We start from the raw sequence: 22,439 nt of genomic DNA, 5'->3' as shown, positions 1-22,439 counted from the left end.
CAAAAGTGGTGCCATGACGGCTCAGCGAATGAAATTGGTACTCACGACGGCGGCTGCCGCGACAGCGCTCCTGCTCAGCGGCTGCGGGGGCGGCACACCCCAGTCCCAGACGTCGGGCACGCCGGCGTCCCCGCCGGCCAGTTCAGCGAGCCAGCCCGCGGCCTCGGGCGCGGCACAGGGTCCCGCCGCTTCGACCCCCGCGGCGCAGGCGACGACCCAGCCCGGCCCCACGCTCTGCAAGGCCGCCGGCCTCACCGCCAGCACCGATTCGACCGGCGGCGGCGCGGCCGGCAGCGTCTACATGCAGCTGATCCTGACCAACTCCGGTGCCGAGCCGTGCCTGCTGAAGGGCTTCGCCGGTGTGTCCCTCACCGCCGATGCCAATGGCGCCCCGATCGGTGCCGCAGCGTCCCGCGACGAGGCCACGCCGGTGGCCGATGTGCTGCTGGCGCCGGGCCAGGCCGGAACTGCCACGCTGCGGTACACCCAGGCCCGGAACTACACGGATTGCACGCCCGCCCAGGCGGCAGGCTTCCGGATCTACCCGCCGGAGGACACCGCATCCCTCTTCCTCGCCGAGCCCCACGATGCGTGCAGCAACGCCGCCACCAATCTGCTGACCATCAGTGCCTTCAAGGCCAAGTAGCACGGACCTCAGGCTCCGCTAAATACTGTCAGTGCCGTAAGGCATGATGGAGGAATGAAGGGGCAGGAGCCCGCCCGCGGCACGCTCGCGGCCGACGCCATTGACCGGTTCAGCCGGCCGACCCGGGATTGGTTCCTGGGTTCCTTTTCCGCGCCCACCCCGGCCCAGAACGGCGCCTGGAACGCCATCTCCTCCGGCTCACACGCCCTCGTGGTCGCCCCAACGGGATCAGGCAAGACGCTCGCGGCCTTCCTCTGGGCGCTGGACCGGCTGCTCGTCACCGCCCCCGCCGCTCCCGAGGCGCTGGCCGGTCTCGACGCCGGACAAGGCACCCGGCGGAAGGCACCCCGGCGGAAGACCCGCGTCCTCTACATCTCCCCGCTCAAGGCCCTCGGGGTCGACGTCGAACGGAACCTCCGCGCGCCGCTGATCGGCATCACCCAGACCGCCAAACGCCTCGGCCTGCCCGCGCCGCTCATCACGGTCGGCGTCCGCTCCGGGGACACCCCGGCGTCGGAGCGCCGCTCGCTGCTCAGCCACCCGCCGGACATCCTCATCACCACGCCCGAATCGCTCTTCCTGATGCTGACCTCCAAGGCCCGGGAGACGCTGGGCGAGGTGGACACCATCATCGTCGACGAGGTCCACGCCGTCGCCGGCACCAAACGCGGCGCGCACCTGGCCGTATCGCTTGAACGCCTCGACGCGCTGCTGCCCAAGCCTGCCCAGCGGATCGGGCTCTCGGCCACCGTCGAGCCGAAGGAGCTCGTGGCCCAGTTCCTGGCCGGCGCGGCACCGGTGGAAATCGTGGCGCCGCCGTCAAAGAAGAACTGGGACCTGACGGTCTCTGTCCCGGTGGAGGACATGTCCGACCTGCCCGGGGCGGCCGGGGCATTCGATTCCGGCCCGGCGTCGGGGCTTCAGCCGCAGGCATCGATCTGGCCCCATGTGGAGGAAAAAATCGTGGACCTGGTGCTCTCCAACCAGTCCACCATCGTGTTCGCGAATTCCCGCCGCCTCGCCGAGCGGCTGACCGCCCGGCTCAATGAGATCTACGCCGAGCGGCAGCTGATGGCCGCCGGCGGAGGGTGGGGCGGGTTTGGCGCCGGGGCGCCGGACTTCGAATCGGCGCAGTCGGAGGCGCCGTCCGGGGCGCCGTCCGGGAACGCTGGCGCCCCGGCGTCCACCGCGACGCCGGCGCACATGATGGCGCAGGCCGGCAGTACTGCCGGCGCGGACCCGGTGCTGGCCCGGGCGCACCACGGCTCGGTCTCCAAGGACCAGCGCGCCCTGATCGAGGACGACCTGAAATCCGGCCGGCTGCGCTGCGTCGTCGCCACGTCCTCGCTGGAACTCGGCATCGACATGGGTGCCGTGGACCTCGTGGTCCAGGTCGAGTCCCCGCCCTCGGTGGCCAGCGGGCTGCAGCGGGTGGGCCGTGCCGGGCATCAGGTCGGCGAGATCTCCCAGGGTGTGCTCTTCCCCAAGCACCGCGCGGACCTCGTGCACACGGCCATCACGGTGGAACGGATGCTCGCCGGCAAGATCGAGCGGCTCGCTGTCCCCGCCAATCCGCTGGACATCCTGGCCCAGCAGACCGTCGCGGCCACCGCGCTGGGCGCCATCGATGTGGAGGAATGGTTCGCCATGGTCCGCCGCTCCGCACCCTTCGCCTCGCTCCCCCGCTCCGCGTTCGAGGCCACGCTGGACCTGCTGGCGGGCCGCTACCCCTCCGACGAGTTCGCGGAACTGCGGCCCCGGATCATCTGGGACCGGAATGCAGGCACCATCGAGGGCCGCCCCGGCGCGCAGCGGCTCGCCGTCACCTCCGGCGGGACCATCCCTGACCGCGGCCTGTTCGGCGTCTACATCATCGGCACCGAACTGGAGGGTTCGGGTTCCCGCGGTGCCGGTTCCGCCGGCGGTGACGGCAGGGCCGCCAGTCCGGCGGCGGCCGCGGCCAAGGGCGGCCGGCGGGTCGGCGAACTCGACGAGGAAATGGTCTACGAATCCCGCGTGGGCGATATCTTCGCCCTCGGCGCCACCAGCTGGAAGATCGAGGACATCACCCATGACCGGGTCCTCGTCTCGCCGGCCTTCGGCCAGCCCGGGAAGCTCCCCTTCTGGAAGGGAGACTCCCTCGGCCGCCCGGTGGACCTGGGCCGAGCCCTCGGCGCATTCGTGCGCGAACTCTCCGCATCCGACGCCGGACCCGCAATGGACCGCTGCAAGGCCAGCGGGCTGGACGATTTCGCCGCCAACAACCTGATCCAGTACCTCGCCGAGCAGAAGCTGGCCACCGAGGTGGTCCCCAGCGACACCACCCTCGTGGTGGAGCGCTTCCACGACGAGCTCGGCGACTGGCGGGTGGTGCTGCACAGCCCCTTCGGCATGCCCGTGCATGCGCCCTGGGCCCTCGCCGTCGGGCAGCGGCTGCAGCAGCGCTTCGGTATGGACGGCTCCGCCATGGCCGCCGACGACGGCATTGTGCTGCGCGTGCCCATGATGGAGGACGAGCCGCCCGGAGCCGAGCTGTTCCTGTTCGACCCCGAGGAACTCGAACAGATCGTGACGGCCGAGGTGGGAGGCAGCGCCCTGTTCGCCTCCCGCTTCCGCGAGTGCGCCGCCCGCGCCCTGCTGCTGCCGCGGCAGAACCCGGGCAAACGGCAGCCCCTGTGGCAGCAGCGGCAGCGTTCCGCCCAGTTGCTGGATGTCGCGCGGAAGTACCCCACCTTCCCGATCGTGCTCGAGACGGTCCGGGAATGCCTGCAGGATGTCTATGATCTGCCGGCCCTGAAGGACATCGCCGCGTCCATCGAACGGCGCGAACTGCGGATGGTGCAGACCACCACCCAGCAGCCCTCCCCCTTCGCCAAGTCCCTGCTCTTCGGCTATGTGGCGCAGTTCCTCTACGAGGGCGATTCCCCGCTGGCCGAGCGCCGGGCCGCCGCCCTGGCGCTGGATTCGACCCTGCTCAACGAGCTCCTGGGCCGGGTGGAATTGCGTGAGCTGCTCGACGCCGCGGTCATCGACGCCACCGAAAAGGAGCTGCAGCGGCTGGCCCCGGACCGGTTGGTGCGCGGGCTGGAAGGGGTCGCGGATCTGCTCCGCCTCCTCGGTCCGCTGACCCCGGAGGAAGTCGCCGCCCGGCTCGAACCGGTGGTGGAGCCGTCCCCGGTGATTGAGCCCGTCGAATCCGCCGCCGCGGCGACGGCCGCCGCCGAGCACCTCGTGGCGCTCCAGCGGGCCAACCGCGCCATCAAGGTGAACATCGGCGGTGTCGAACGCTACGCGGCCGTGGAGGACTCCGCCCGGCTGCGCGATGCCCTCGGCGTCCCGCTGCCGATGGGCGTCCCGCTGGCCTTCATCGAGCCCGTCGCGGACCCGCTGGGCGACCTCGTCTCGCGCTATGCCCGCACGCACGGGCCCTTCACCTCCGCCGAGGCCGCCACCCGGCTGGGACTCGGCGTCGCCGTCGTGGGCACGGCCCTGAAGCGGCTCGCCGCGGACGGACGCGTCGTGGAAGGCGAGTTCCGGCCGCACGCCACAGCGCCGGAAACGACCAACGTCTCGGAAGCCGGCCCGGATGCGGTCCACAACGCCGTCGGAGCCGAGGCGCCACAAGCCCCACCCACCGCCCCGTCACTGGCCGGAGTCAGTGAATGGTGCGACGCCGAGGTCCTGCGCAAGCTTCGCCGCCGCTCCCTCGCCGCGCTACGCGCCGAGGTGGAGCCGGTGGACCCCGCCGCGTACGGTCGCTTCCTGCCGGCCTGGCAGAACGTCAGAATCCCCGGCACCCGCAGCCAGTCCGTGCTGCGCGGACTGGACGGCATCATCACCGCCGTCGACCAGCTCTCCGGCGTACCCATTCCGGCGTCGGCCTGGGAACCCCTGATCCTTGCCGGCCGGGTCGCCGGCTACCAGCCCGCCATGCTGGATGAGCTGATGGCCGCCGGCGAGGTCCTCTGGTCCGGCGCGGGATCGTTGCCGGGCAATGACGGTTGGGTGAGCCTGCATCTGGCCGATTCGGCCGAGCTGACCCTCAATCCGTCCGTGGACTTCGCGCCCGGCGACGCGCAGCAGCGGCTGCTGGACCATCTGCGCAACAACGGCGGCGGCTACTTCTTCCGCCAGCTGACGGACATCGCCGGCGGCATGGACACCGTGCTGAGCGATCAGGATGTGGTTTCCGCGCTGTGGGACCTCGCATGGGCCGGCCGCATCACCGGCGATACCTTCGCCCCGGTCCGCGCGCTGATAGCCGGCGGCCACACGGCGCACCGGCAGGTTGGCCGCGCGCCGCGGGCCCGGGCGCCGCGGATGAGCCGGCTGGGACGCGCCCACGGCACGGGCCTCATGGGATCGCCCGGACTGACCGGCGGGCGCTATGGTTCCCTCACTGGCACCGCGCCCACGCCCCCGCTGGCCGCCGGCCGCTGGTCCGCGCTGCCCGCCCCGGAGCTGGATGCCACCATCCATGCCCGGGCCACCGCGGAACTCCTGCTCGACCGCTACGGAATAGTCACCCGCGGCTCCGTTATGGCCGAAAACATCCTCGGCGGCTTCGGCCTGATGTACAAGGTGCTGGCCCGGCTGGAGGAAGCCGGCCGGTGCCGGCGCGGATACTTCATCGAGCACCTCGGCGCGGCCCAGTTTGCCGTGCCGGCCACGGTGGACCGGCTTCGGTCGTTCGCGGAGGACACCCAGCTCCACAAACCAGAGCCCACGGCACTGGCCCTGGCCGCGACGGACCCAGCCAACCCCTACGGCGCGGCCCTGCCGTGGCCCGCCCTGAACGCAGATGCCGGCACGGGCCACCGGCCGGGCCGGAAGGCCGGTGCCCTGGTGGTGCTGGTCGACGGCGCCCTCATCCTCTATGTGGAACGCGGCGGCAAGACCCTGCTGGCCTTCAGCGACGACACCGGGATCCTGGCCGCAGCCGGCGCCGCCCTCGTGGGAGTGGTCACCCGGGGGGCGGTGGACAAGCTGATAATGGAGAAAGTCAACGGACACGGCATCCTGGACACGCCCGTCGCCGCCGCGCTGGCCCACGCCGGCGCGTATTCCACCCCGAAGGGATTGAGGATCCGTGCCTGAGGGGGACTCGGTCTTCCGCGCGGCCGCGGAGCTTCATGCGGCGCTGGCCGGCCAGCAGCTGATCTCCTCCGACTTCCGTGTGCCGCGTTTCGCCACGCTCAAGCTCGGCGGCTGGACCGTGACCGAGGTGGTCCCCCGCGGAAAACATCTGCTCATGCGGCTGCAGGGGCCGGTGCAGCACGGTGACAACCGCCCTGCGGAACCGGACCGGCTGACCATTCATTCGCACCTGTTGATGGAGGGAACCTGGCAGGTCTACCCGCCGGGTGGCCGCTGGCGGAAGCCCGGCTTCACCGCCCGGTGTGTGCTGCGCACCGCCGCGGTGGACGCCGTCGGATTTTCGCTGGGCATCCTCGAAGTGGTCCGCACCTCCGAGGAGGACTCGATCGTGGGACACCTCGGTCCGGACCTCCTGGGCCCGGACTGGGTACTGGCCGAGGCGGAGCGGCGGATCCGCGCCGCACCGGAGATTCCTATCGGCGTCGCACTGCTGGACCAGCGGAACCTCGCAGGGATCGGCAATATCTACCGCTGCGAGGCGTGTTTCCTCTCCGCCGTCCACCCGGCCCTCCCCGTCACCGCTGTGCCCGATCTGGCCGGCCTCGTCACCGGGGCCAGGGCGCTGCTGGAAGCCAATCTGGGCCCTGGCCGCCGGACCACAGTGTTGAATCCCCGGGGCAGGCCGGTGGGGAGGACGTCGGGGCTGCCCGGCTACTGGGTCTACCGGCGGGAACACCGGCCCTGCCTGAAGTGCGGGACCCCGGTGCGCCGCGGTGTCCTCGGCACAGCGTCCGGCACCGAGGAGCGCGACATCTACTTCTGCCCCACGTGCCAGCCGTTGCCGGGCACGGGTCATCTACTCCCATGACGCGGCAACGGCCCTGCGACGCACGAATTACCTGAGGTCGCCCGAATTCCAGTGTCGAGCCGGGATCTGCGAGTCGCGAGGGATTTCCCGCGTCGTCAACGTGCAGGGGCGGACTGCGGCGGCGTCCGGCTCAGGGCGCGGCGACCGCCGGAAGGGTTGCCCCGCCATGCTTGGCCCGCACGGCCGACGTCGGCACCGGAACCGTGAACCGCGGGAGCAGCAACTGTACGAGCGGTCCGATCGCCAGCGCGTAGAGCACGGTGCCGACGCCGACGGAGCCGCCAAGCAGCCAGCCGGCGGCGAGGACCACGATTTCGATGCCGGTCCGGGAGGTTCGCACGGACCAGCCGGTGCGCCGGGCAAGGCCCGTCATCAGGCCGTCCCGGGCGCCGGGTCCAAGGCGGGCGCCGATGTAGCAGGCCGAGGCGATGCCGTTGAGCGCGATGGCCCCAGCGAGCATCCCGATCTGCCCGCCGAGGTGCGAGAACTCCGGAATCAGCGCCAGCCCGACGTCGGCGAACACCCCCACGAGCACGGCGTTGCAGAGCGTCCCGATGCCGGGCCACTGCCGGAGCGGAATCCAGAGGAGCAGCACGAGGAAACTGACGATGACCACCACCGTGCCGATGCTCAGCCCGGACTTGACCGCGAGCCCCTGATGGAAGACGTCCCAGGGGTCCAGGCCGAGCCCTGCGCGGACAAACATCGCGAGGGATACACCGTACATGGCGAGGCCAATAAGTAGCTGAAGGAGCCTGCGGGTCATCATGGAACCCATCATCCCGGACAACTGGCCTTGCAATCCATAGCCAGTTTGAAATACTGGCTCTATGTCCGGTTCACTGAACCCGAGTTCCCTCGCCCGTTTGCTGGGTGACTGGAACCTCGGCGCCGCCCCCGCCTACCGCGAGCTGGCCGACGTCGTCCGTCTGCTGGTCCTCGACGGCCGCGTCCCGCTCGATGCTGCCTTGCCCAGCGAACGGTCATTGGCCACGACACTTGGCATCAGCCGCACCACGGTGACCGCCGCCTATGCACAGCTACGCGAGCAGGGGTTCCTCAGTACCGGCCAGGGCAGCCGGGGCAGGACCTGCATCCCGAATCAGGCATCGGGTGGTGGCCGGACGGGCGGCGCCCTGAACCTCAGCGGCGCCCCCGGGCTGGCTGCTCCGGCCGGGATCCTCGATCTTGCCTATGCCTCCCTGCCCGCCAGCGGCGAGGTGGTGCACCGGGCCTTCGCCTCCGCCCTCACTGAGCTGCCGGCCCTGCTGCCGGGCTTCGGCTATGATGCCCTCGGCGTGGGTGCGCTCCGGGAAGCCATCGCGGCGAGGTATTCGGCGGCCGGGGCGCCCACCACCGCGCACCAGATCCTGGTGACCTCGGGTGCCCAGCACGCCCTGAACATCATCCTGCGCACCCTCGCCGGCCGCTCGGACAAGGTCCTCGTGGAGCATCCCAGCTACCCGAATGCCCTCGACGCCATCCGCGCCGCGGGCTGCCGCCCGGTTCCGGTGGCCATGCCGGCGGCCAGCCCTGACGGCCGATCGGGCTGGGATCTGGAGGCGCTCGAGACCGCACTGATGCAGCAGCGGCCGTCGATGGCCTATGTGGTGCCGGACTTCCACAACCCGACCGGCCGACTGATGCCCGATGCGCAGCGGCGCAGGCTGGTCCGGGCTGCCGCCGCGGCCGGCACTGTGCTCGTGGTGGACGAGACGCTGCGGGAGCTGAACCTCGACGGCGCGGTTTCCACGCCGCTGGCCGCGTTCAGCCCCGCGGTCGTCTCCATCGGTTCGCTCAGCAAGTCGCACTGGGCCGGGCTGCGGACCGGCTGGATCCGGGCCGGCGAGCCGCTCATCCAGCGCTTCGCCGCGGCCCGGACCACCATGGATCTCGGCGGCCCGGTGGTGGAACAGCTCGCCGCCGCCCATCTGGTCAATGCGCTGTCGGAACCGCTCCCGGCGCGGCTCGCCTCGCTCCGCGACAACCGGGATGCGCTGCTGGAACTCATCACCGGGCAGTTGCCGACCTGGCAGAGCGAACGGCCCGACGGCGGCCTGTCCGTCTGGTGCCGGCTGCCGGCGCCGATCAGCACCGCACTGGCCGTGGTCGCACCAGACTTCGGCATCAGGCTCGCCGCCGGACCCCGCTTCGGGGTGGGCGGCGCCTTCGAGCGCTACCTCCGGGTGCCGTTCACCCTGCCGCCTGAGCAACTGGAGTCGGCCGTCAAGGCGTTGCGCTCGGCGCAGGACAGGTTGGCAGCGTCGCCCCAGCTGCGGCGGAACCTCACGGCCGCGCCGGCCGCGGCCATCGCCTGAGCCGGGTTGGCTTTGGGGTTAGGTTGGAGCCGGGCCGGGCCGGGCCGGAGCCGGGGGCGGGGCCGAGCCGGGCCTGGGCCGAGCCGGAGCCGAGGTCGGGGTCGGGGTCGGCCACGGTCCCGCCTGGCGACGCCCGTTCTTTCCTGCGCTGCGCAGAATGCCTGGCGACACCCGGATTCGGGTATCGCCAGGGCATCTGCGGGTCGCCGGGCACTTTGCGCGTCGCGGGCCTAGGCGTAGACCTTCGCCAGGAATCCTCGCCAGGCCCCGGACGTGGTTTCGGAGTCCCCGCCGCCACTGAAATCGTGCACGGTCATGCCCACCGGGGCGCCGAAGGCGTTGCGGCCGAAGAAGCGGTACAGCGTGTCCGCCGTGCGCAGGCCCAGGAAGTTCTCGTTGGCGAAGTCCACGTCGCCGGTGAGCCGCCCGACGCCGTCGAGCTCCAGCTCCACGGTTCCGCCCGGGGCAGCGCCCGCCACCCCCATCGCCTTCTTCAGCCGGTCAAAGCCGCCCGCGGCCTGTGAGGCTGCGGGCGCCTGGACGTCGGTGAAGACCACGGGCCTGCCGTCGAAGTACTTCAGGTACTGGCCCAGGGTGTGCAGGTAGAACTCGGTGTGCTTGCTGGCGCCGTCGTACTGCCCGTCCCAGTTGTCCGCGAAGATGCCGCTGTGGACGTAGTGCAGCCTGGTCCGGCCGCCGTCGAGGGGTGCCAGCACATGCTCCAGCTGGTTGAACCAGCCGTCCGCGCCGTCCATGCGGGACACCAGGTGGGTGGGATACTCCTCGACGGGCCGCACGGCCGGCCATTCGTCCGTCGGGAACATCCAGGCTGCTTCGTCCCTGGTGACCGCGTTCCAGACCCGCTCCGGGGTGCCGGGGAGTTCGGTGTCGTAGACGATCTCGAATTTCCGTTTGTCAGTCATTGTCCTGCTCCTTTGCTGCTGGGGTTGTCGCCGGTTCGGTCGGTGGTGATGCTTTCGCTGACGGCTTGAGCGCCGGGTGAAGTACGACGACGAGGCGGTGCCTGCGCCCGGCGCCGGGACCGCCGTCGTCATACTCGTTGACGAGCCGTGTGACGGCGACGCCGAGCTCCTCGGCGAAGGCAGCCCGGTCCGCGGCCGTTCGGAACGTGATCTCGCCGTCGATCGCGAACGTGGGGAGCTTCTGCTTGGCCGCCGCGGCGCCGGCGATCAGCTGGCCCATTTCCTGGACCAGCCGGCCGGCGAGTGCCAGCAGCCAGAAGGCGGAGAACCGGTCCGAGAACCGGTGTGGATCCGGGGCCACGGAAGCCAGCGCCGCCGGGGAGATCAGGTACGAGGCCGCCGTCGCCCGCATGATGCGCTCCGTGACGTTGCCTTTCCGGCGTTCCTCGACGAGTTCGACCAGACCGTGCCGCTCCAGGGCCTTCAGATGGTAGTTCACCTTCTGCCGCGGCAGCCCCACCTTGGCCGCGAGCTGCGTGGCCGAGCCTGGTTCGGCGAGCTCCAGCAGGATCCGGGTCCGGATGGGGTCCAGCGAGGCCTCCGCCGCGGCCGGGTCCTCAATCACTTCGATGTCCAACATGGCTTAAGTGTGGTGTCCGACAGTTTTAATTGTCAAGACCTTTTTTTCCGTCGGTGGCGCTTGCCGCACCGGGATAGCGTGGGGGTTCGCCGGAAGGTCGGCGACGCCGCACGCTTTCGGCGAATTCGAGGGGACGGGGAACAGCCGGGCCGGGCAAAGTAGAATGGGCCGGTGATGCAATCCCCCCTCCCCGTGCGCGACGGCGTCAACGCTACCCGTCTCCGCCTCCCGGACGAGGGGCCCTGGGACACCGCGATGGACTATATGATGCACCGCTGGGGCCACGTCGACCCGCAGGGCATCGAGGACCGGTTCGACGCCGGGGAGATCGTCGGCGAGGCCGGCATCGCCCTGGACCGCACCACTCCGATGCGGAACCACACCTTTATCTGGTACTACCGCACGCTGCCGCAAGAGACCCGGATCCCGGTGGAACTGAACATCCTGCACCAGGACGAGCACCTCCTCGTAGTGGACAAACCGCACTTCCTGCCCACCACCCCCGGCGGCACCTACATCCAGGAGTCGGCCCTGGTCCGGCTCCGGAACCAGCTCAAGCTGCCGGACCTCATCCCGATGCACCGGCTGGACCGCATGACGGCCGGCATCCTGCTGCTCTCCACCAACCCCGAAACCCGGGGCAAGTACCAGGTGCTCTTCGAAAAGCGCCAGGTCCACAAGGAGTACGAGTGCGTGGCCGCGGCCGAGCCCGCCGCCGGGCACCCCGCCGTCGACTTCCCGGTGGTGGTCCGCAACCGGATGACAAAGTCCCGCAGCTACCTGCTCGCCGAGGTGATCGGCGGCGAACCCAACGCGGAGACCCGGATCGAGCGCCTCCGCGCCTTGAACGGCGAGGACGGCGAGGACGGCGCGGACGCCGGAGCCGGTGCCGCTGCCGGCGTCGGCGTCGAAGCTCCGCGCGCGCTGTACCGGCTGGAGCCGCACTCGGGAAAGACCCACCAGCTCCGCGTGCATATGGCGTCGCTGGGACTGGGAATCGTCAACGACGCCTTCTATCCGGAGCTGCTGGACAAGGCCCCGGACGACTACACCAAGCCCCTGCAGCTCCTGGCCCGCGGCATCAGCTTCCTCGACCCCATCACCGGAACGGCCGCGGAGTACCGCAGCGGCCTGGAGCTCAGCGAAGCACGGTAGGCCGTCACGGACCGTCGGCGGCCCGGGAATACCCGGAAGTGCGATACCTTGTGCCCATGGACTTAGGCAACGTGGACGGCTGGGGCGCCGCGATCTATTTCTGGGTCATCCCCATCGTCATGAGCGACGCCATCTTCCCGCCGGTTCCATCCGAAATGGTGGTGATCACCGGCGGCGCCCTGGCGGCGGACGGCCGGGTCAACGCGTTCCTCCTCGTGATCCTCGCGGCCCTGGCGTCCTGGCTCGGCGACATCCTGGTGTTCCAGCTCTTCAAGCGGCGGCTGAGCGTTGCCCTGGACCGCTGGCGATGGGGCCGGGCGTTTCATCAGGCTGTGCACACTGCCATCGGGAAGGCCGGCAGGTCCTCCACATACGGCGCGATCATCGGCGTCCGGTTCATCCCCGGCGGGCGGCTCGCGACGACGGCCGCCGCCGGCATTGCCAACGTCTCCACCCGGGGCTTCAGCTTCTGCGCTGCCCTTGGCGGGATCCTCTGGGCGGTCTGGTCGGTGGGCCTCGGCTACGTGACGGGAGCGGCCACCGGGCTGCCGTTCTGGGCGAGCTCGCTGATCGGTGTCGGCCTCGGGATCGTGATCGGCGTCGTCATCGGCATCATCGTCACCCGGCGCCGGGGCGACCGCTCCCCCGTGGACGGCCCGGAGCAGGAACTGGACTTCTGACGCCTGATCCTGGGAGTCTAGACCGGCGCCCAGCGGCCCCGGTTGCGGCGGAGCACCATCAGGTTTCCGGTCAACGCAACGCGTTCGACGGCGTCGCGCATCATTGCTGCCGACTCCCGCGCCTGGTTGTTCTCGCCGCTGTACGAGGTGGCTTCGACCAGGAACCGCAGGTTCAACTGGGGCACGCCGCCGGCCAGCTCCAGCTGGTTCGCCTCGACATGGTGCCGCGTCTCAAGCGCCTCCACGGCCGCGGCCATCACGGCCTCCGGAGGACTGCCGGGCTTGAGCCCGGTGATCTTGAGTCTGGTCTGGAACGACGGCATGGAACCACCCTAACCGCCCCGCCGACGCTCCCTCACCCAAATTGAGGGAGCGTCACGGAAAGCACGGCGCAACGTGAGGGAGCGACGGAACCGGGGGCTGTTACCCCGTGTTGCGGAGTCCTGCGGCAACTCCGTTAACGGTGATGAGCATGGCGCGCTGCAGCCGCTCGTCGACCCCCGCCCCGGAGACGCCTTCGCCGGCGGCAGCCTCTGCCCGCACCCGGCGCAGCAGCTCCACCTGCAGATAGCTGATCGGGTCCAGGTACTGGTCCCGGATCTCCAGTGAGCGCTTGAGCGTCGGCTGCGCGTCAAGCAGCAGGTCCTCGCCCGTGAGGTTCTGGATCTCGGCCACGGTCAGCTCAAATTCGGCCCGGATGGCGCGGAACAGGTGATGCAGCTCGGCCGGGACCAGAGTGGAGACGTAGTAGCCTGCGATATCCATATCCGTCTTGGCCAGCGTCATTTCCACGTTGGACAGCACCGAGCGGAAGAACGGCCAGCGCTCCATCATCTCGAGCAGCTGGGCCGAATTTCCGGCCTCGCGGGCTGCCCGCAGACCGGAGCCGACGCCGAACCAGCCCGGCACTATCTGCCGCGACTGGGTCCAGCCGAACACCCACGGGATGGCACGCAGGCCCTCCAGTCCGGCGCCGGAATCGGGCCGCTTGGACGGCCGCGAGCCGATGTTCAGCGACCCCAGCTGCTCCACCGGGGTCGATGCCATAAAGTAGGCGGGCAGGTCCGGATCATCGATCAGCGTCCGGTACCGGGCAAAGGCGGCGTCGGAGATGGTCTCCATGACGTGGGCATAGCGCTCGCGCTGGTCCTCAGAGGTGCGCGGGGTGCGGTGCAGCGCGGATCCCTGCATAACCGCCGCGAGCGACAGCTCCAGGTTCTCGCGGGCCAGCTCGGGCAAGGAGTACTTGTCCGAGATGACTTCGCCCTGCTCGGTGAACTTGATTTCGCCCTCCAGCACGCCGTTGGGCTGGGCCATGATGGCGTCGTAAGTCGGCCCGCCGCCGCGGCCCACCGAGCCGCCGCGGCCGTGGAAGAGGCGCACCCGGACGCCGTGCTTCGCCGCGATATCCCGCAGCTTCCGCTGGGTCTTGTGGATCTCCCACTGGCTGGTCATCACGCCGGATTCCTTGTTGGAGTCGGAGTATCCGAGCATAACTTCCTGCACGTCACCGCGCAGCCGGACCAGCTCGCGGTAGGACGAATCGGAGAGCAGCCGGTCCACGATTTCGGCCGAGGCGCGCAGTTCCTCGACGGTCTCCAGCAGCGGCGCGAAGCCGATCTTGGCGTAGGGGGCCGCGCCGAAGAGGCTCACGAGTCCGGCCTCGCGGGCCAGGACGGCCGCGGCCAGGACGTCATCCGCGCCGCGGGTCATGGAAATGATGTACGTCTCGATGACATCGGGGCCGCAGGCGCGCAGGGCACGCCGGATCTCGCGGAAGACGTCGTACGTTCCGTTCGCGACGCCGTCGAGCTTGATCGGGTGGCCGGAGAGCGGCCGGCGGGAGGCAAGCTCTGATCCGAGCACCTCGAGGCGCTCGGGCCGGCTCAGTTCCGCGTACCGTACGCCCGGACCGCCGAGCCGGTCCATCAGCTGCCCGACGGCGTTGTGGTGGTGGTCGGCGTGTTCGCGGATATCCAGGGTGGCGAGGTGCAGGCCGAAGGAGGCAATGGCGCGGCGGACCCGGGCCAGGGCGCCGTCGGCTGCGAGTGCGGCATGGTGGTTCCGCAGTGACCGTTCCAGGAGTCCCAGCTCGGCGAGGAGCTCCGCGGTGGCCGTGTAATCGCGGCCGGGCTCATGCGCCGAGCCGGCTGCCACGCGCCGCGCGGTATTGAGCAGTTTGGCCTTGATGCAGGTGAGCTTGAGGCGGTACGGCTCCTGGGCATTGAGTTCGAGGACCCGGGGGTCCAGGCCCGGGAGGTTTTTGAGGTCGACGTCGATCGAGTCCAGGAGATCCTGGTCCGCGCCGGCCAGCGCCGTCGAGTTGGAGAGGATGGAGATGAGCCCGTCGATCAGGCCAATGCTGATCCGGACCGCGTGCTGGTTCTGGAGCTGCAGGATCTCCCGGGTGACCGCAGCCGTGACGTTGGGGTTGCCGTCGCGGTCGCCGCCGATCCAGGAGCCGAAGCGGATCGGTGCCTTCCCTGCGGGGAGGGTGACGCCGTGCTCGCCGAGGAGCTCCGAGAGGTCGGAGAGCATTTCCGGCATGGCATCGGTCAGGATGCCCGTGAGGTAGTAGATCGCGTTGCGGGCCTCGTCCACCGGGGTGGGCCGGACCTGGCGGAGCTCGTCCGTCTGCCACATCTGGTCGATCACTTCGGAGAGCTGGCGGTCCTGCCGGCGGCGCGCGGACGTGCCGTCGAGGGTGGATTCGGCGAGGATATCGGAGAGCCGGCGGACCTTGTCCAGCACGGAGCGGCGGGAGGCCTCGGTGGGGTGCGCGGTAAAGATCGGCCGGACGTCGAGCTCGTCGACGACCTCCTGCAGCACGGAGGTGCCGGCCTGGGCCGCGATGTCGGTGACGGCCTTGGCCAGCCAGCCGTCCTTTTCCTGCCTGTTGCGCAGCCCGCGGACGCGGTGGACCTGCTCTGCGGCATTGGCCAGGTGGAAGTAGAAGGCGAACGCGCGGACCAGGTCGGTGGCCTGCTCAAGGGGCAGGGAGCCGAGCAGTTCGCGGACCTGCGCGACGACGTCGTACGAACTCCACGGCCCGGTCGCATCGGCACCGCCCCGGGCGGCTTCCTTGGATTCCTTGGTCAGCAGGCGCACCTGTTCCACGAGGTCCAGGAGTTCGGGGCCATGCTGGCGGACAAGGGATTCGCCGAGGAGGGTGGACACCCGGCGGACGTCGGCCCGCAGTTCGGAGGCCAGATCGGTGCCGGGATTCATTGCAGTGTCAGCCATGGAAACTATCTTTCGAGGGATCGACTTGGCTCGTACACTGCGCTGGATACTGTGAGCCGGGTTACGTGTTCCTATGGGATGCTACCCGCAGGGCGGGCAGCATGGGAATCCGTCTCAGATAGTGTCCGGCCGGTTGACGGGGATCCTTCGGGGTGCTGGCCTTAGCGGGCGATCTTGAAGTTGAACTCCCCGGTGCCGAGCGCACCCCAGATCCGCAGCCAGATCGGCAGGATCATTTCTGCGCCACGGGCGGTGGTGATGTCGCCCAGATCGATGATGTCGCGGTGCCCCAAGCCAGTGAGGAGTTCCGCCACGACGGACTTGGCATCCGCGTCATTTCCGGACACGAACACCGAGTGGTCTCCCCCGGCCACCCGCGCCGGATCCACCATCACGCCGGCCGTCATCGTGTTCAGGGTCTTGACCACACGGGCTTCTGGGAACGCCCGCTGGATCTGCTCGCCAAGGCTGTCGGTGTTCACCGGATTCAACGACGGCGGCCTGCCCCGGGAGAAGTCGAGCGGGTTCGCGACGTCGACGATGACCTTGCCTGCCAGGTTTGCCGTCCCGGCCGCCGCCAGCGCCTCAAGGGACCCGGCGCCGTTGGTGGCATTGACGACAATTTCTGCGCCGGCTGCGGCGTCAGCGAACGTAGCGACGTCGATCATGCTGTGCGCCGCGTGCCACTCGGCAAAGGGTGCGCCGCCCATCGCGCCCGGACCTGTCCGGGCCTGCGTGGCCTCCGGGTCGCGCGTGCCGATGACCACGTCGTGCCCCAGCCCGGACAACGCTCCCGCAAGGGCGGGGCCGACGGTCCCGGTGCCAAATACTGCAATCTTCATGGTGTCCTCGCTCCGGACTGCTGATGATGCGCGCATGTGGGTAGACAGCACCGTCTACTGCTGATCGAGACGGTATCAGACAGGCCTGTCTGCGGGAACCCGCGAGCTGAACGGCGTCCGAACCGCCGCTGAATTGCCGGCGAATCTCCGGAGCCCCGCCGCGCCAGCCCTTCCGCGGGGCAGGATCTTGACATACCTTGAGGTGTTATTGACAAATCCTGTCAAAAGCACCCGTGCCGTCACCCTCGGTGATCAGCCTGCCTCAAGGAGCCCCAGTGAACGCTGCCCCGCCGCCCCCCGTCCCGCCCGGCCGGACGCGAAGGGCGGGAGCGGACACCACCGGACGCAACCCGCTGCTCGCCGTCGCGCTTGTCCTCAGCCTGCTGTTCGCCGGCCTCGCGGCACAGTCTGCGTCGGCGCCGGGATCACAGGCCGCCGCGCCGCTCACCGTTGCCCAGGCCATCGCAACCCAGAACGGCTCGACGTCGGCGGTGACCGGCTTCGTTGTGGGCCAGCCGACGGCGGCGAGCACCGTGATCCGCAGCGGTTTCACCGCGGACACGGCCATTGCGATTGCCGACTCGGCCGCCGAGACCAACACGGCAAAGATCCTCTACCTCCAGGTCACCACGGCCTACCGTACGGAGTTCGGCCTCCAGGGCAATCCTTCACTCCTGGACAAAAAGATCGACGTCACCGGCCAGCTGGCCGCCTACTTCTCGCACCCCGGGCTGAAAAGTCCCAGCAGCATGGCCCTGTCAGGGGCGCCAACGCCCACACCGACAGCAACGCCGTCGCCCACCCCCACCCCCACCCCGGGCGACTATTACGGCCCGGCCGCGGGCAAAACCGGGGCGGCACTGGAATCCAGCCTTCACCAGATCATCTCCGTGCAGCAGAAGCTCACCTACGACCAGGTCTGGGACGCCCTGAAGGACACGGACCAGGACCCGGCCAACACCAACAACGTGGTCCTGCTGTACACGGGCCGCTCGCAGTCCAAGGCCACCAACGGCGGCGGCGTGGATGACTGGAACCGGGAACATGTCTGGGCGAAGTCGCACGGCGACTTCGGCACCGCCACCGGCCCGGGCACGGACGTCCACCATCTGCGTCCCACCGATGTCACCGTCAACTCCGCCCGCGGCAACAAAGACTTCGACCTCGGCGGCACCCAGTCCGCCGAGGCGCCGGGTAACTATACCGACGCCGATTCGTGGGAGCCGCGCAACGCGGTCAAGGGCGATGTTGCCCGGATGATCATGTACATGGCGGTCCGCTACGAGGGCAGCGACGGCTTCGCGGACCTGGAAATGAACAACCTCGTCAACAACGGCGCGGCCCCCTACATGGGCAAGATGAGCGTGCTGCTGGAGTGGAACCGGATCGATCCGCCGGACACCTTCGAACAGCGCCGCAACCAGCGCATCTACGAGCAGTGGCAGGGCAACCGCAACCCGTTCGTGGACCACCCGGAGTACGCCGACGCCATCTGGAACTGACCCCGTTCCCGCCCCGGCCAGGTGGCCCTCAGCCGGGGCGGGGCCTAGGGTTGTAGCCATAGGTAGCCGTTCACCGCTTGGGAGTAGCCCGTGAGCACCACACATCCCGTCCCTGACGCCCTGCTGGCCCGCTGGCAGCGCTTCCGGGACAGCCGCAACACGGCCCTGGCCAGCGACTACGGCTGGCTGACCCTGACCTCGTTCCAGTGGCTCGAGGACCGGCCGGCCGCCGTCGAACTCGTCCCCGGGCTCTGGTCCACGGACGGCACGACGGCGGTCCTCACCGCCGCCGCGTCCGACGGGCTCACCCTGGTGGACACCGGACGGCCCGTGGACGGCACCATCAGCGCGACGCTATCCGACGAGGAGTCCCTGCTCTGGGTCCAGTACGGCGGCGGGGACGGCCGGCAAGTGGTGGTGGAGCTGGCCATGCGCGCCGGCAACTACGCCGTGCGCACCCGGGATTCGACGTCGCCGGTGTTCACCGGGTTCGACGGCGTCCCCACCTTCGACTACCGCCCGGACCTTGCGGTCGAGGCCAGTTTTCTCCCGTATCCGGAGCCCGTGGACGTCCCGATCGGCACCGCCAACCCGCTGGTCGACGGCGTCCACCGTTCGGTCGGCGAACTGGTGTTCCGGCTCCCCGGCAAGGACCATGAGTTCCACCTGCAGGCGGAGGAGGAACGGCTCGGGGCCTTGACCGTGACGTTCCACGACGAAAGCAACGGTGCGGCCGTGCCGGAAAAGGCCACAGCAGAGTGGCGCAAGGTCTCCACGGCCCGGCCCCGCGTCGATGCCCTGGGAAACAGGACCGTGATCCTGGACTTCAACCGGGCCATCAACTACCCCAGCGCCTTCACCCCCTACGGCACGTGCCCCATGCCGGTGAAAAACAACAGCCTGGACTACCGGATCGAAGCCGGGGAGAAAGAGCCCGCGCTCTTCTAGACGGCCGGCTAGACGATCGCGGAAACCCCGGTCACGGCCCGGCCCACGATCAGCGTGTTGATCTCGAAGGAGCCCTCGTAGGTGTAGATCGCCTCGGCGTCGGCGAAGATCTTGGCCATCCGGTAGTCGGTGACAATCCCGTTGCCGCCCAGCAGGGACCGGCCCATCGCCACCGTTTCGCGCATCCGGGCGCTCACATAGGACTTGGCCAGCGCCACCTGGGGCATGTCCGCGGCGCCCTGCTCCTGCAGCTGGGCGATCCGGACCATCATGCCCATGCTCGCCACGGCGTTGCCGAGCATGGTCACCAGCTGCTGCTGGACCAGCTGGAACTTCGCCAGCGGCCGGCCGAACTGACGGCGTTCGACGGCGTACTGCCGGGCGACGTCGAACGCGGCCAACTGCTGGCCCACACCCTGCCAGGCCACCATGATCCGTGAGCCGCGCAGCAGCTCGTTGGTGTCCTCAAAGCTGCTGATCCCGGCGAAACGGTCCGCCTCCGCGACCAGGACGTCAGTGAAGACAATGTCGGCGTTCTGCACCGTGCGCAGCGCGATCTTGTTCTCGATCCTGCTCCGGGTCACGCCGGGCAGGGTCGCGTCCACGATGAAGCCGCGGATGCCGCCGTCGGCCTCGTCGCGGGCCCACACCAGCATGTAGTCGCAGAACGTCCCGTTGCCGATCCACCGTTTGGCGCCGTTGAGCACCCAGGCGTCCCCGCCGCCGGCCGCTCCCCCGGGAACCCGCCGGGCCCTGGTTTCCATGCCGCCGGCCACGTCCGAGCCATGTTCGGGTTCGGTCAGCGCGAACGCCCCCGTGGTCCGGAGGCTCGCGGCGTCGTCGAGCAACCGTGCCTTCTGCTCCTCGGAGCCGAAGCCGTACAGCGATTCGACAAAGAGGTCGTGGTGGACCAGGAAGAACGTCGCGAGCGAGGTGTCCACCCGGGTTATTTCGGCGATGACCAGCCCGGCGAACAAATTGCTGTAGCCGCGCTGGGCCGGTGCGCTGAGCTCGAGGGCAGCCAGCTTGGGCAGGATCTGGGCCGGGAATTCGGCCTTGTTCCACCAATCGGCGGCGTACGGGGCCACCTCGCGGGCCAGGAACTCCCGCAACTCGGCCATCTTCACCCGCTCAGCGGCGCTGAGCATCGACTCGAAGTCGAAGAAGTCTGCGGTCGGCAGGCCGTCCACGGACGACGCCGGGGCGGAGACGGATTCCACGGCGGGCCCGGCCCGCATCACTTCGGTCCCATCCGGATGGCGCCGTCGAGGCGGATGGTCTCGCCGTTGAGCATGGCGTTGTCAACGATGTGCGCGGCAAGGTTTGCGTACTCCTCGGGGCGGCCCAGCCGGGACGGATGGGGCACCTGCTGTCCCAGGGAATCCTGGGCTTCCTGCGGCAGCCCGGCCATCATGGGGGTCTCGAAGATGCCCGGCGCGATGGTGACCACGCGGATCAGCGAGCGCGCCAGTTCGCGGGCGATCGGCAGGGTCATGGCGGCCACGGCACCCTTGGAGGCGGCATAGGCCGGCTGGCCGATCTGGCCGTCGAAGGCGGCAACGGAGGCGGTGTTGATGATGACGCCCCGTTCCGGTCCGCCAAGTTCGGTGCTGACCGGCTCGGTGGCCACCATCGCTGCGGCGGCCAGCCGGATGACGTTGAAGGTGCCCACGAGGTTGATCTGGATGACGCGGCTGAAGGCCTCCAGCGGCAGCACACCGTCGCGGCCCAGGACCTTGCCGGGGGTGGCGATCCCGGCGCAGTTCACAACGATCCGCAGCGCGCCCAGCGCTGCGGCGGCGTCGACGGCGGCCTGCACCTGGTCTTCATTGGTGACGTCCGCGGGGACAAACACCGCGCGGTTGGCGGGCTCCGTGGGGTTCCCGGCTCCGGGGGCGTCCACAGGGGAGCCGCCGCGGGCGTTGAGGCCGGCGGCGAAGGCGTCACCGGTCGAGCCGGGCAGGTCCACCAGCACCACGGAGGCGCCGGCGTCGAACAGGCGCCGGGCCGTCGCCGCCCCGAGCCCCGAGGCCCCGCCCGTAATCAGCGCAACAGTACCTTCGATGTCCATGCATCCTCCTTGATGTGGAACCGGAACCCGTCGCGACACTGTGTGCAGCGTCACGGACTTGCAGGGAACATTAGTTAGTGAATGTTAACTGGAATAAGAACATTCCGCACCTTCGGCCCGGAATCCGGGAGGAATCCCGGGAACCACCGCCTACCCAAGATGCACACGTTCCGGCGCGGCGTCAGGCTGCAGTCACGATGCCGGTCCGGGGGCGCCGCCGCCACTAGGCTGGCTCAATGACCCCAGGCGCCCCGTCCACCCCGAACTGGTCCTTCCGTGCCGACGAAGCGGCCCGCTCCGTGACGAGGCTGTTCGGGCAGCGGCTGTACTGCCTGCCGAACACCCATATCGCCGCCGTGGAGCGGCCCTCCGGCTGGTTGCAGGGCCTTCGCGGGCCGTGGCACTACTGGTGGCAGGCACACTATCTGGACTGCCTGGTGGACGCCACCCGGCGGGAGCAGGGCAGTGAAGGCCAGCCGGGATTCGACGGCGGGAACCGGCCGAGCGCCGGAAACCTTGCCACCCGGCTCCTCGCCGGCATCCGACTGCGCAATTTCAGGAGCGTTGTCAACGACTACTACGACGACATGGCCTGGCTGGCCCTGTCCACCCTGCGACTCGAAGAACTTGCCGAGGACACCGGAATGACCACCGTCCGGGAGCGCACGTCCGCGGCCCTGAAAGCGCTCGCCCCGCAGCTCGACTCTGCCTGCACCGATGATCTGGGCGGCGGCACTTTCTGGAATGCCACACGGAATTTCAAGAACACGGCCGCCACGGCACCCACCGCCCTCTACTTCGCCCGGACCGACAGGGCGGCCAGGGCGCAAGCCTTGGTGGATTGGCTCAATGACCGGCTCCTGGGCCCGGAACAGGGCCTGTACCGGGACGGGCTGCGCATCACCGGGTCCGGCAAGGCCGCACTGGAAAGCACTATCTACACCTACAACCAGGGGCCAGTCCTGGGCGCCCTGCTCCAGCTTGGCGGCACGGCAAACCTGGAGCGGGCCGCCGCGCTGGTCTTGTCGGTGGCCCGGAACCTCACCCTGCCGGCTCCGCTGACAGGGCGGACCGCCACCGTACTGCGCTGCGAAGGCACCGGCGACGGCGGCCTCTTCACCGGAATCCTTATCCGCTACCTCTCGCTCGCCGCCGTCGACGAACGGCTGCCCGCGGGGAGCCGGGCCACGGCCGCCATGCTGGTCAATGACACCGCCGAAGCCTTCTGGGAAGGCCGCCGCATCGTCCAGGCGCAGGAACCGCTGGCCCGCAGGGGCGCCCGCCTGGTCTTTTCCGCCCGCCCCGAGGTGCCGGCGCGGAGCAGCTATCCGGTCGGTGCCGCCGTCGAACTTTCCACCCAGCTTCAGGCCTGGATGATCCTGGAGGCGGCCGCGTCGATCGCCGAAATCGCCGGCTCCGCCGAAGCCGGGACGCCCCCGCAGGCCAAAGACACCACAGAAAATTAAGTCACGAAATAGTTTCGTAATTGATGTGATCCTGATCACT

General features: G+C 69.5%; 17 protein-coding genes. 9 read left to right on the top strand and 8 right to left on the bottom strand.

What is annotated here, in order from left to right; genetic code table 11:
* The first annotated feature begins 28 nt into the window (after positions 1-28).
* The 3 genes from ACZYZE_RS02895 to ACZYZE_RS02885 are packed head-to-tail and all read left to right on the top strand — an operon-like array spanning position 29 to position 6,611.
* The gene (locus ACZYZE_RS02895; RefSeq protein ID WP_463906122.1) at positions 29-646 is read left to right on the top strand and encodes a DUF4232 domain-containing protein; all 618 of its coding nucleotides are present in this window, start codon (positions 29-31) and stop codon (positions 644-646) included.
* A gap of 54 nt (positions 647-700) precedes the next feature.
* Entirely contained in the window at positions 701-5,743 is a 5,043-nt protein-coding gene (locus ACZYZE_RS02890; RefSeq protein WP_463906119.1) for a DNA glycosylase AlkZ-like family protein, read from the top strand.
* The gene (locus ACZYZE_RS02885; protein ID WP_463906117.1) at positions 5,736-6,611 is read left to right on the top strand and encodes a DNA-formamidopyrimidine glycosylase family protein; all 876 of its coding nucleotides are present in this window, start codon (positions 5,736-5,738) and stop codon (positions 6,609-6,611) included. Before ACZYZE_RS02890 ends, ACZYZE_RS02885 begins: the two co-directional genes overlap by 8 nt.
* A gap of 130 nt (positions 6,612-6,741) precedes the next feature.
* Here the strand turns inward: ACZYZE_RS02885 and yczE are convergent, their stop codons facing one another.
* Positions 6,742-7,380, bottom strand: coding sequence for a membrane protein YczE (gene yczE / locus ACZYZE_RS02880; RefSeq protein ID WP_459319468.1), 639 nt, complete (start codon positions 7,378-7,380; stop codon positions 6,742-6,744).
* A gap of 61 nt (positions 7,381-7,441) precedes the next feature.
* Here yczE and yczR point away from each other — a divergent pair, with 61 nt between their 5' ends.
* Positions 7,442-8,929: a MocR-like transcription factor YczR gene (yczR, locus tag ACZYZE_RS02875; RefSeq protein WP_463906114.1), complete on the top strand. Its 1,488-nt coding sequence runs from the start codon at positions 7,442-7,444 to the stop codon at positions 8,927-8,929.
* A gap of 230 nt (positions 8,930-9,159) precedes the next feature.
* Here yczR and ACZYZE_RS02870 read toward each other — a convergent pair whose 3' ends face one another.
* Complete coding sequence (locus ACZYZE_RS02870; protein WP_459319466.1) at positions 9,160-9,852, bottom strand: SRPBCC family protein; 693 nt, start codon at positions 9,850-9,852, stop codon at positions 9,160-9,162.
* On the bottom strand, positions 9,845-10,492 hold the full coding sequence (locus tag ACZYZE_RS02865) for a helix-turn-helix domain-containing protein (protein ID WP_463906112.1): 648 nt from the start codon (positions 10,490-10,492) through the stop codon (positions 9,845-9,847). Before ACZYZE_RS02865 ends, ACZYZE_RS02870 begins: the two co-directional genes overlap by 8 nt.
* A 174-nt stretch (positions 10,493-10,666) precedes the next feature.
* Here ACZYZE_RS02865 and ACZYZE_RS02860 point away from each other — a divergent pair, with 174 nt between their 5' ends.
* Positions 10,667-11,647: a pseudouridine synthase gene (locus tag ACZYZE_RS02860; RefSeq protein WP_463906171.1), complete on the top strand. Its 981-nt coding sequence runs from the start codon at positions 10,667-10,669 to the stop codon at positions 11,645-11,647.
* Positions 11,648-11,703: 56 nt separating this feature from the next.
* Entirely contained in the window at positions 11,704-12,327 is a 624-nt protein-coding gene (locus ACZYZE_RS02855) for a DedA family protein (RefSeq protein WP_459319464.1), read from the top strand.
* Between the two features lie 17 nt (positions 12,328-12,344).
* Here ACZYZE_RS02855 and ACZYZE_RS02850 read toward each other — a convergent pair whose 3' ends face one another.
* The 3 genes from ACZYZE_RS02850 to ACZYZE_RS02840 form a co-directional block, all read right to left on the bottom strand.
* On the bottom strand, positions 12,345-12,650 hold the full coding sequence (locus ACZYZE_RS02850; RefSeq protein WP_463906111.1) for a hypothetical protein: 306 nt from the start codon (positions 12,648-12,650) through the stop codon (positions 12,345-12,347).
* 100 nt (positions 12,651-12,750) lie between these two features.
* Positions 12,751-15,570, bottom strand: coding sequence for a phosphoenolpyruvate carboxylase (ppc, locus tag ACZYZE_RS02845; protein WP_463906110.1), 2,820 nt, complete (start codon positions 15,568-15,570; stop codon positions 12,751-12,753).
* Positions 15,571-15,731: 161 nt separating this feature from the next.
* Complete coding sequence (locus ACZYZE_RS02840; protein WP_459319461.1) at positions 15,732-16,412, bottom strand: NADPH-dependent F420 reductase; 681 nt, start codon at positions 16,410-16,412, stop codon at positions 15,732-15,734.
* Positions 16,413-16,687: 275 nt separating this feature from the next.
* Between ACZYZE_RS02840 and ACZYZE_RS02835 the strand changes: the two genes are divergently transcribed.
* Entirely contained in the window at positions 16,688-17,914 is a 1,227-nt protein-coding gene (locus ACZYZE_RS02835; protein WP_463906108.1) for an endonuclease, read from the top strand.
* Positions 17,915-18,004: 90 nt separating this feature from the next.
* Positions 18,005-18,862, top strand: a complete 858-nt coding sequence (locus tag ACZYZE_RS02830; protein WP_459319459.1) for a DUF1684 domain-containing protein — start codon at positions 18,005-18,007, stop codon at positions 18,860-18,862.
* Positions 18,863-18,870: 8 nt separating this feature from the next.
* Here ACZYZE_RS02830 and ACZYZE_RS02825 read toward each other — a convergent pair whose 3' ends face one another.
* Together ACZYZE_RS02825 and ACZYZE_RS02820 are read right to left on the bottom strand one after the other, a co-directional pair.
* Entirely contained in the window at positions 18,871-20,100 is a 1,230-nt protein-coding gene (locus ACZYZE_RS02825; RefSeq protein WP_463906107.1) for an acyl-CoA dehydrogenase family protein, read from the bottom strand.
* Positions 20,100-20,933, bottom strand: coding sequence for an SDR family NAD(P)-dependent oxidoreductase (locus ACZYZE_RS02820; RefSeq protein WP_463906104.1), 834 nt, complete (start codon positions 20,931-20,933; stop codon positions 20,100-20,102). The genes ACZYZE_RS02825 and ACZYZE_RS02820 overlap by 1 nt, the downstream gene beginning before the upstream one ends.
* Before the next feature lie 236 nt (positions 20,934-21,169).
* Here ACZYZE_RS02820 and ACZYZE_RS02815 point away from each other — a divergent pair, with 236 nt between their 5' ends.
* Positions 21,170-22,399: a glycoside hydrolase family 76 protein gene (locus ACZYZE_RS02815; protein WP_463906103.1), complete on the top strand. Its 1,230-nt coding sequence runs from the start codon at positions 21,170-21,172 to the stop codon at positions 22,397-22,399.
* Positions 22,400-22,439 lie beyond the last annotated feature (40 nt).

The sequence above is a fragment of the Pseudarthrobacter woesei genome (assembly GCF_055412745.1).
Note: the sequence above shows the minus strand (reverse complement) of the source record. Positions and strands in the feature narration are given on the sequence as shown.

Excerpts from the sequence above, each read along its gene's own strand:
- ACZYZE_RS02890 (WP_463906119.1), top strand. The coding sequence starts at position 701 with ATGAAGGGGCAGGAGCCCGCCCGCGGCACGCTCGCGGCCGACGCCATT.
- ACZYZE_RS02865 (WP_463906112.1), bottom strand. The coding sequence starts at position 10,492 with ATGTTGGACATCGAAGTGATTGAGGACCCGGCCGCGGCGGAGGCCTCG.
- ACZYZE_RS02870 (WP_459319466.1), bottom strand. The coding sequence starts at position 9,852 with ATGACTGACAAACGGAAATTCGAGATCGTCTACGACACCGAACTCCCC.
- ACZYZE_RS02850 (WP_463906111.1), bottom strand. The coding sequence starts at position 12,650 with ATGCCGTCGTTCCAGACCAGACTCAAGATCACCGGGCTCAAGCCCGGC.
- yczR (WP_463906114.1), top strand. The coding sequence starts at position 7,442 with ATGTCCGGTTCACTGAACCCGAGTTCCCTCGCCCGTTTGCTGGGTGAC.
- ACZYZE_RS02815 (WP_463906103.1), top strand. The coding sequence starts at position 21,170 with ATGACCCCAGGCGCCCCGTCCACCCCGAACTGGTCCTTCCGTGCCGAC.
- ACZYZE_RS02860 (WP_463906171.1), top strand. The coding sequence starts at position 10,667 with ATGCAATCCCCCCTCCCCGTGCGCGACGGCGTCAACGCTACCCGTCTC.
- ACZYZE_RS02820 (WP_463906104.1), bottom strand. The coding sequence starts at position 20,933 with ATGGACATCGAAGGTACTGTTGCGCTGATTACGGGCGGGGCCTCGGGG.
- ACZYZE_RS02895 (WP_463906122.1), top strand. The coding sequence starts at position 29 with ATGAAATTGGTACTCACGACGGCGGCTGCCGCGACAGCGCTCCTGCTC.
- ACZYZE_RS02840 (WP_459319461.1), bottom strand. The coding sequence starts at position 16,412 with ATGAAGATTGCAGTATTTGGCACCGGGACCGTCGGCCCCGCCCTTGCG.
- ACZYZE_RS02855 (WP_459319464.1), top strand. The coding sequence starts at position 11,704 with ATGGACTTAGGCAACGTGGACGGCTGGGGCGCCGCGATCTATTTCTGG.
- ppc (WP_463906110.1), bottom strand. The coding sequence starts at position 15,570 with ATGGCTGACACTGCAATGAATCCCGGCACCGATCTGGCCTCCGAACTG.
- ACZYZE_RS02825 (WP_463906107.1), bottom strand. The coding sequence starts at position 20,100 with ATGCGGGCCGGGCCCGCCGTGGAATCCGTCTCCGCCCCGGCGTCGTCC.
- yczE (WP_459319468.1), bottom strand. The coding sequence starts at position 7,380 with ATGATGACCCGCAGGCTCCTTCAGCTACTTATTGGCCTCGCCATGTAC.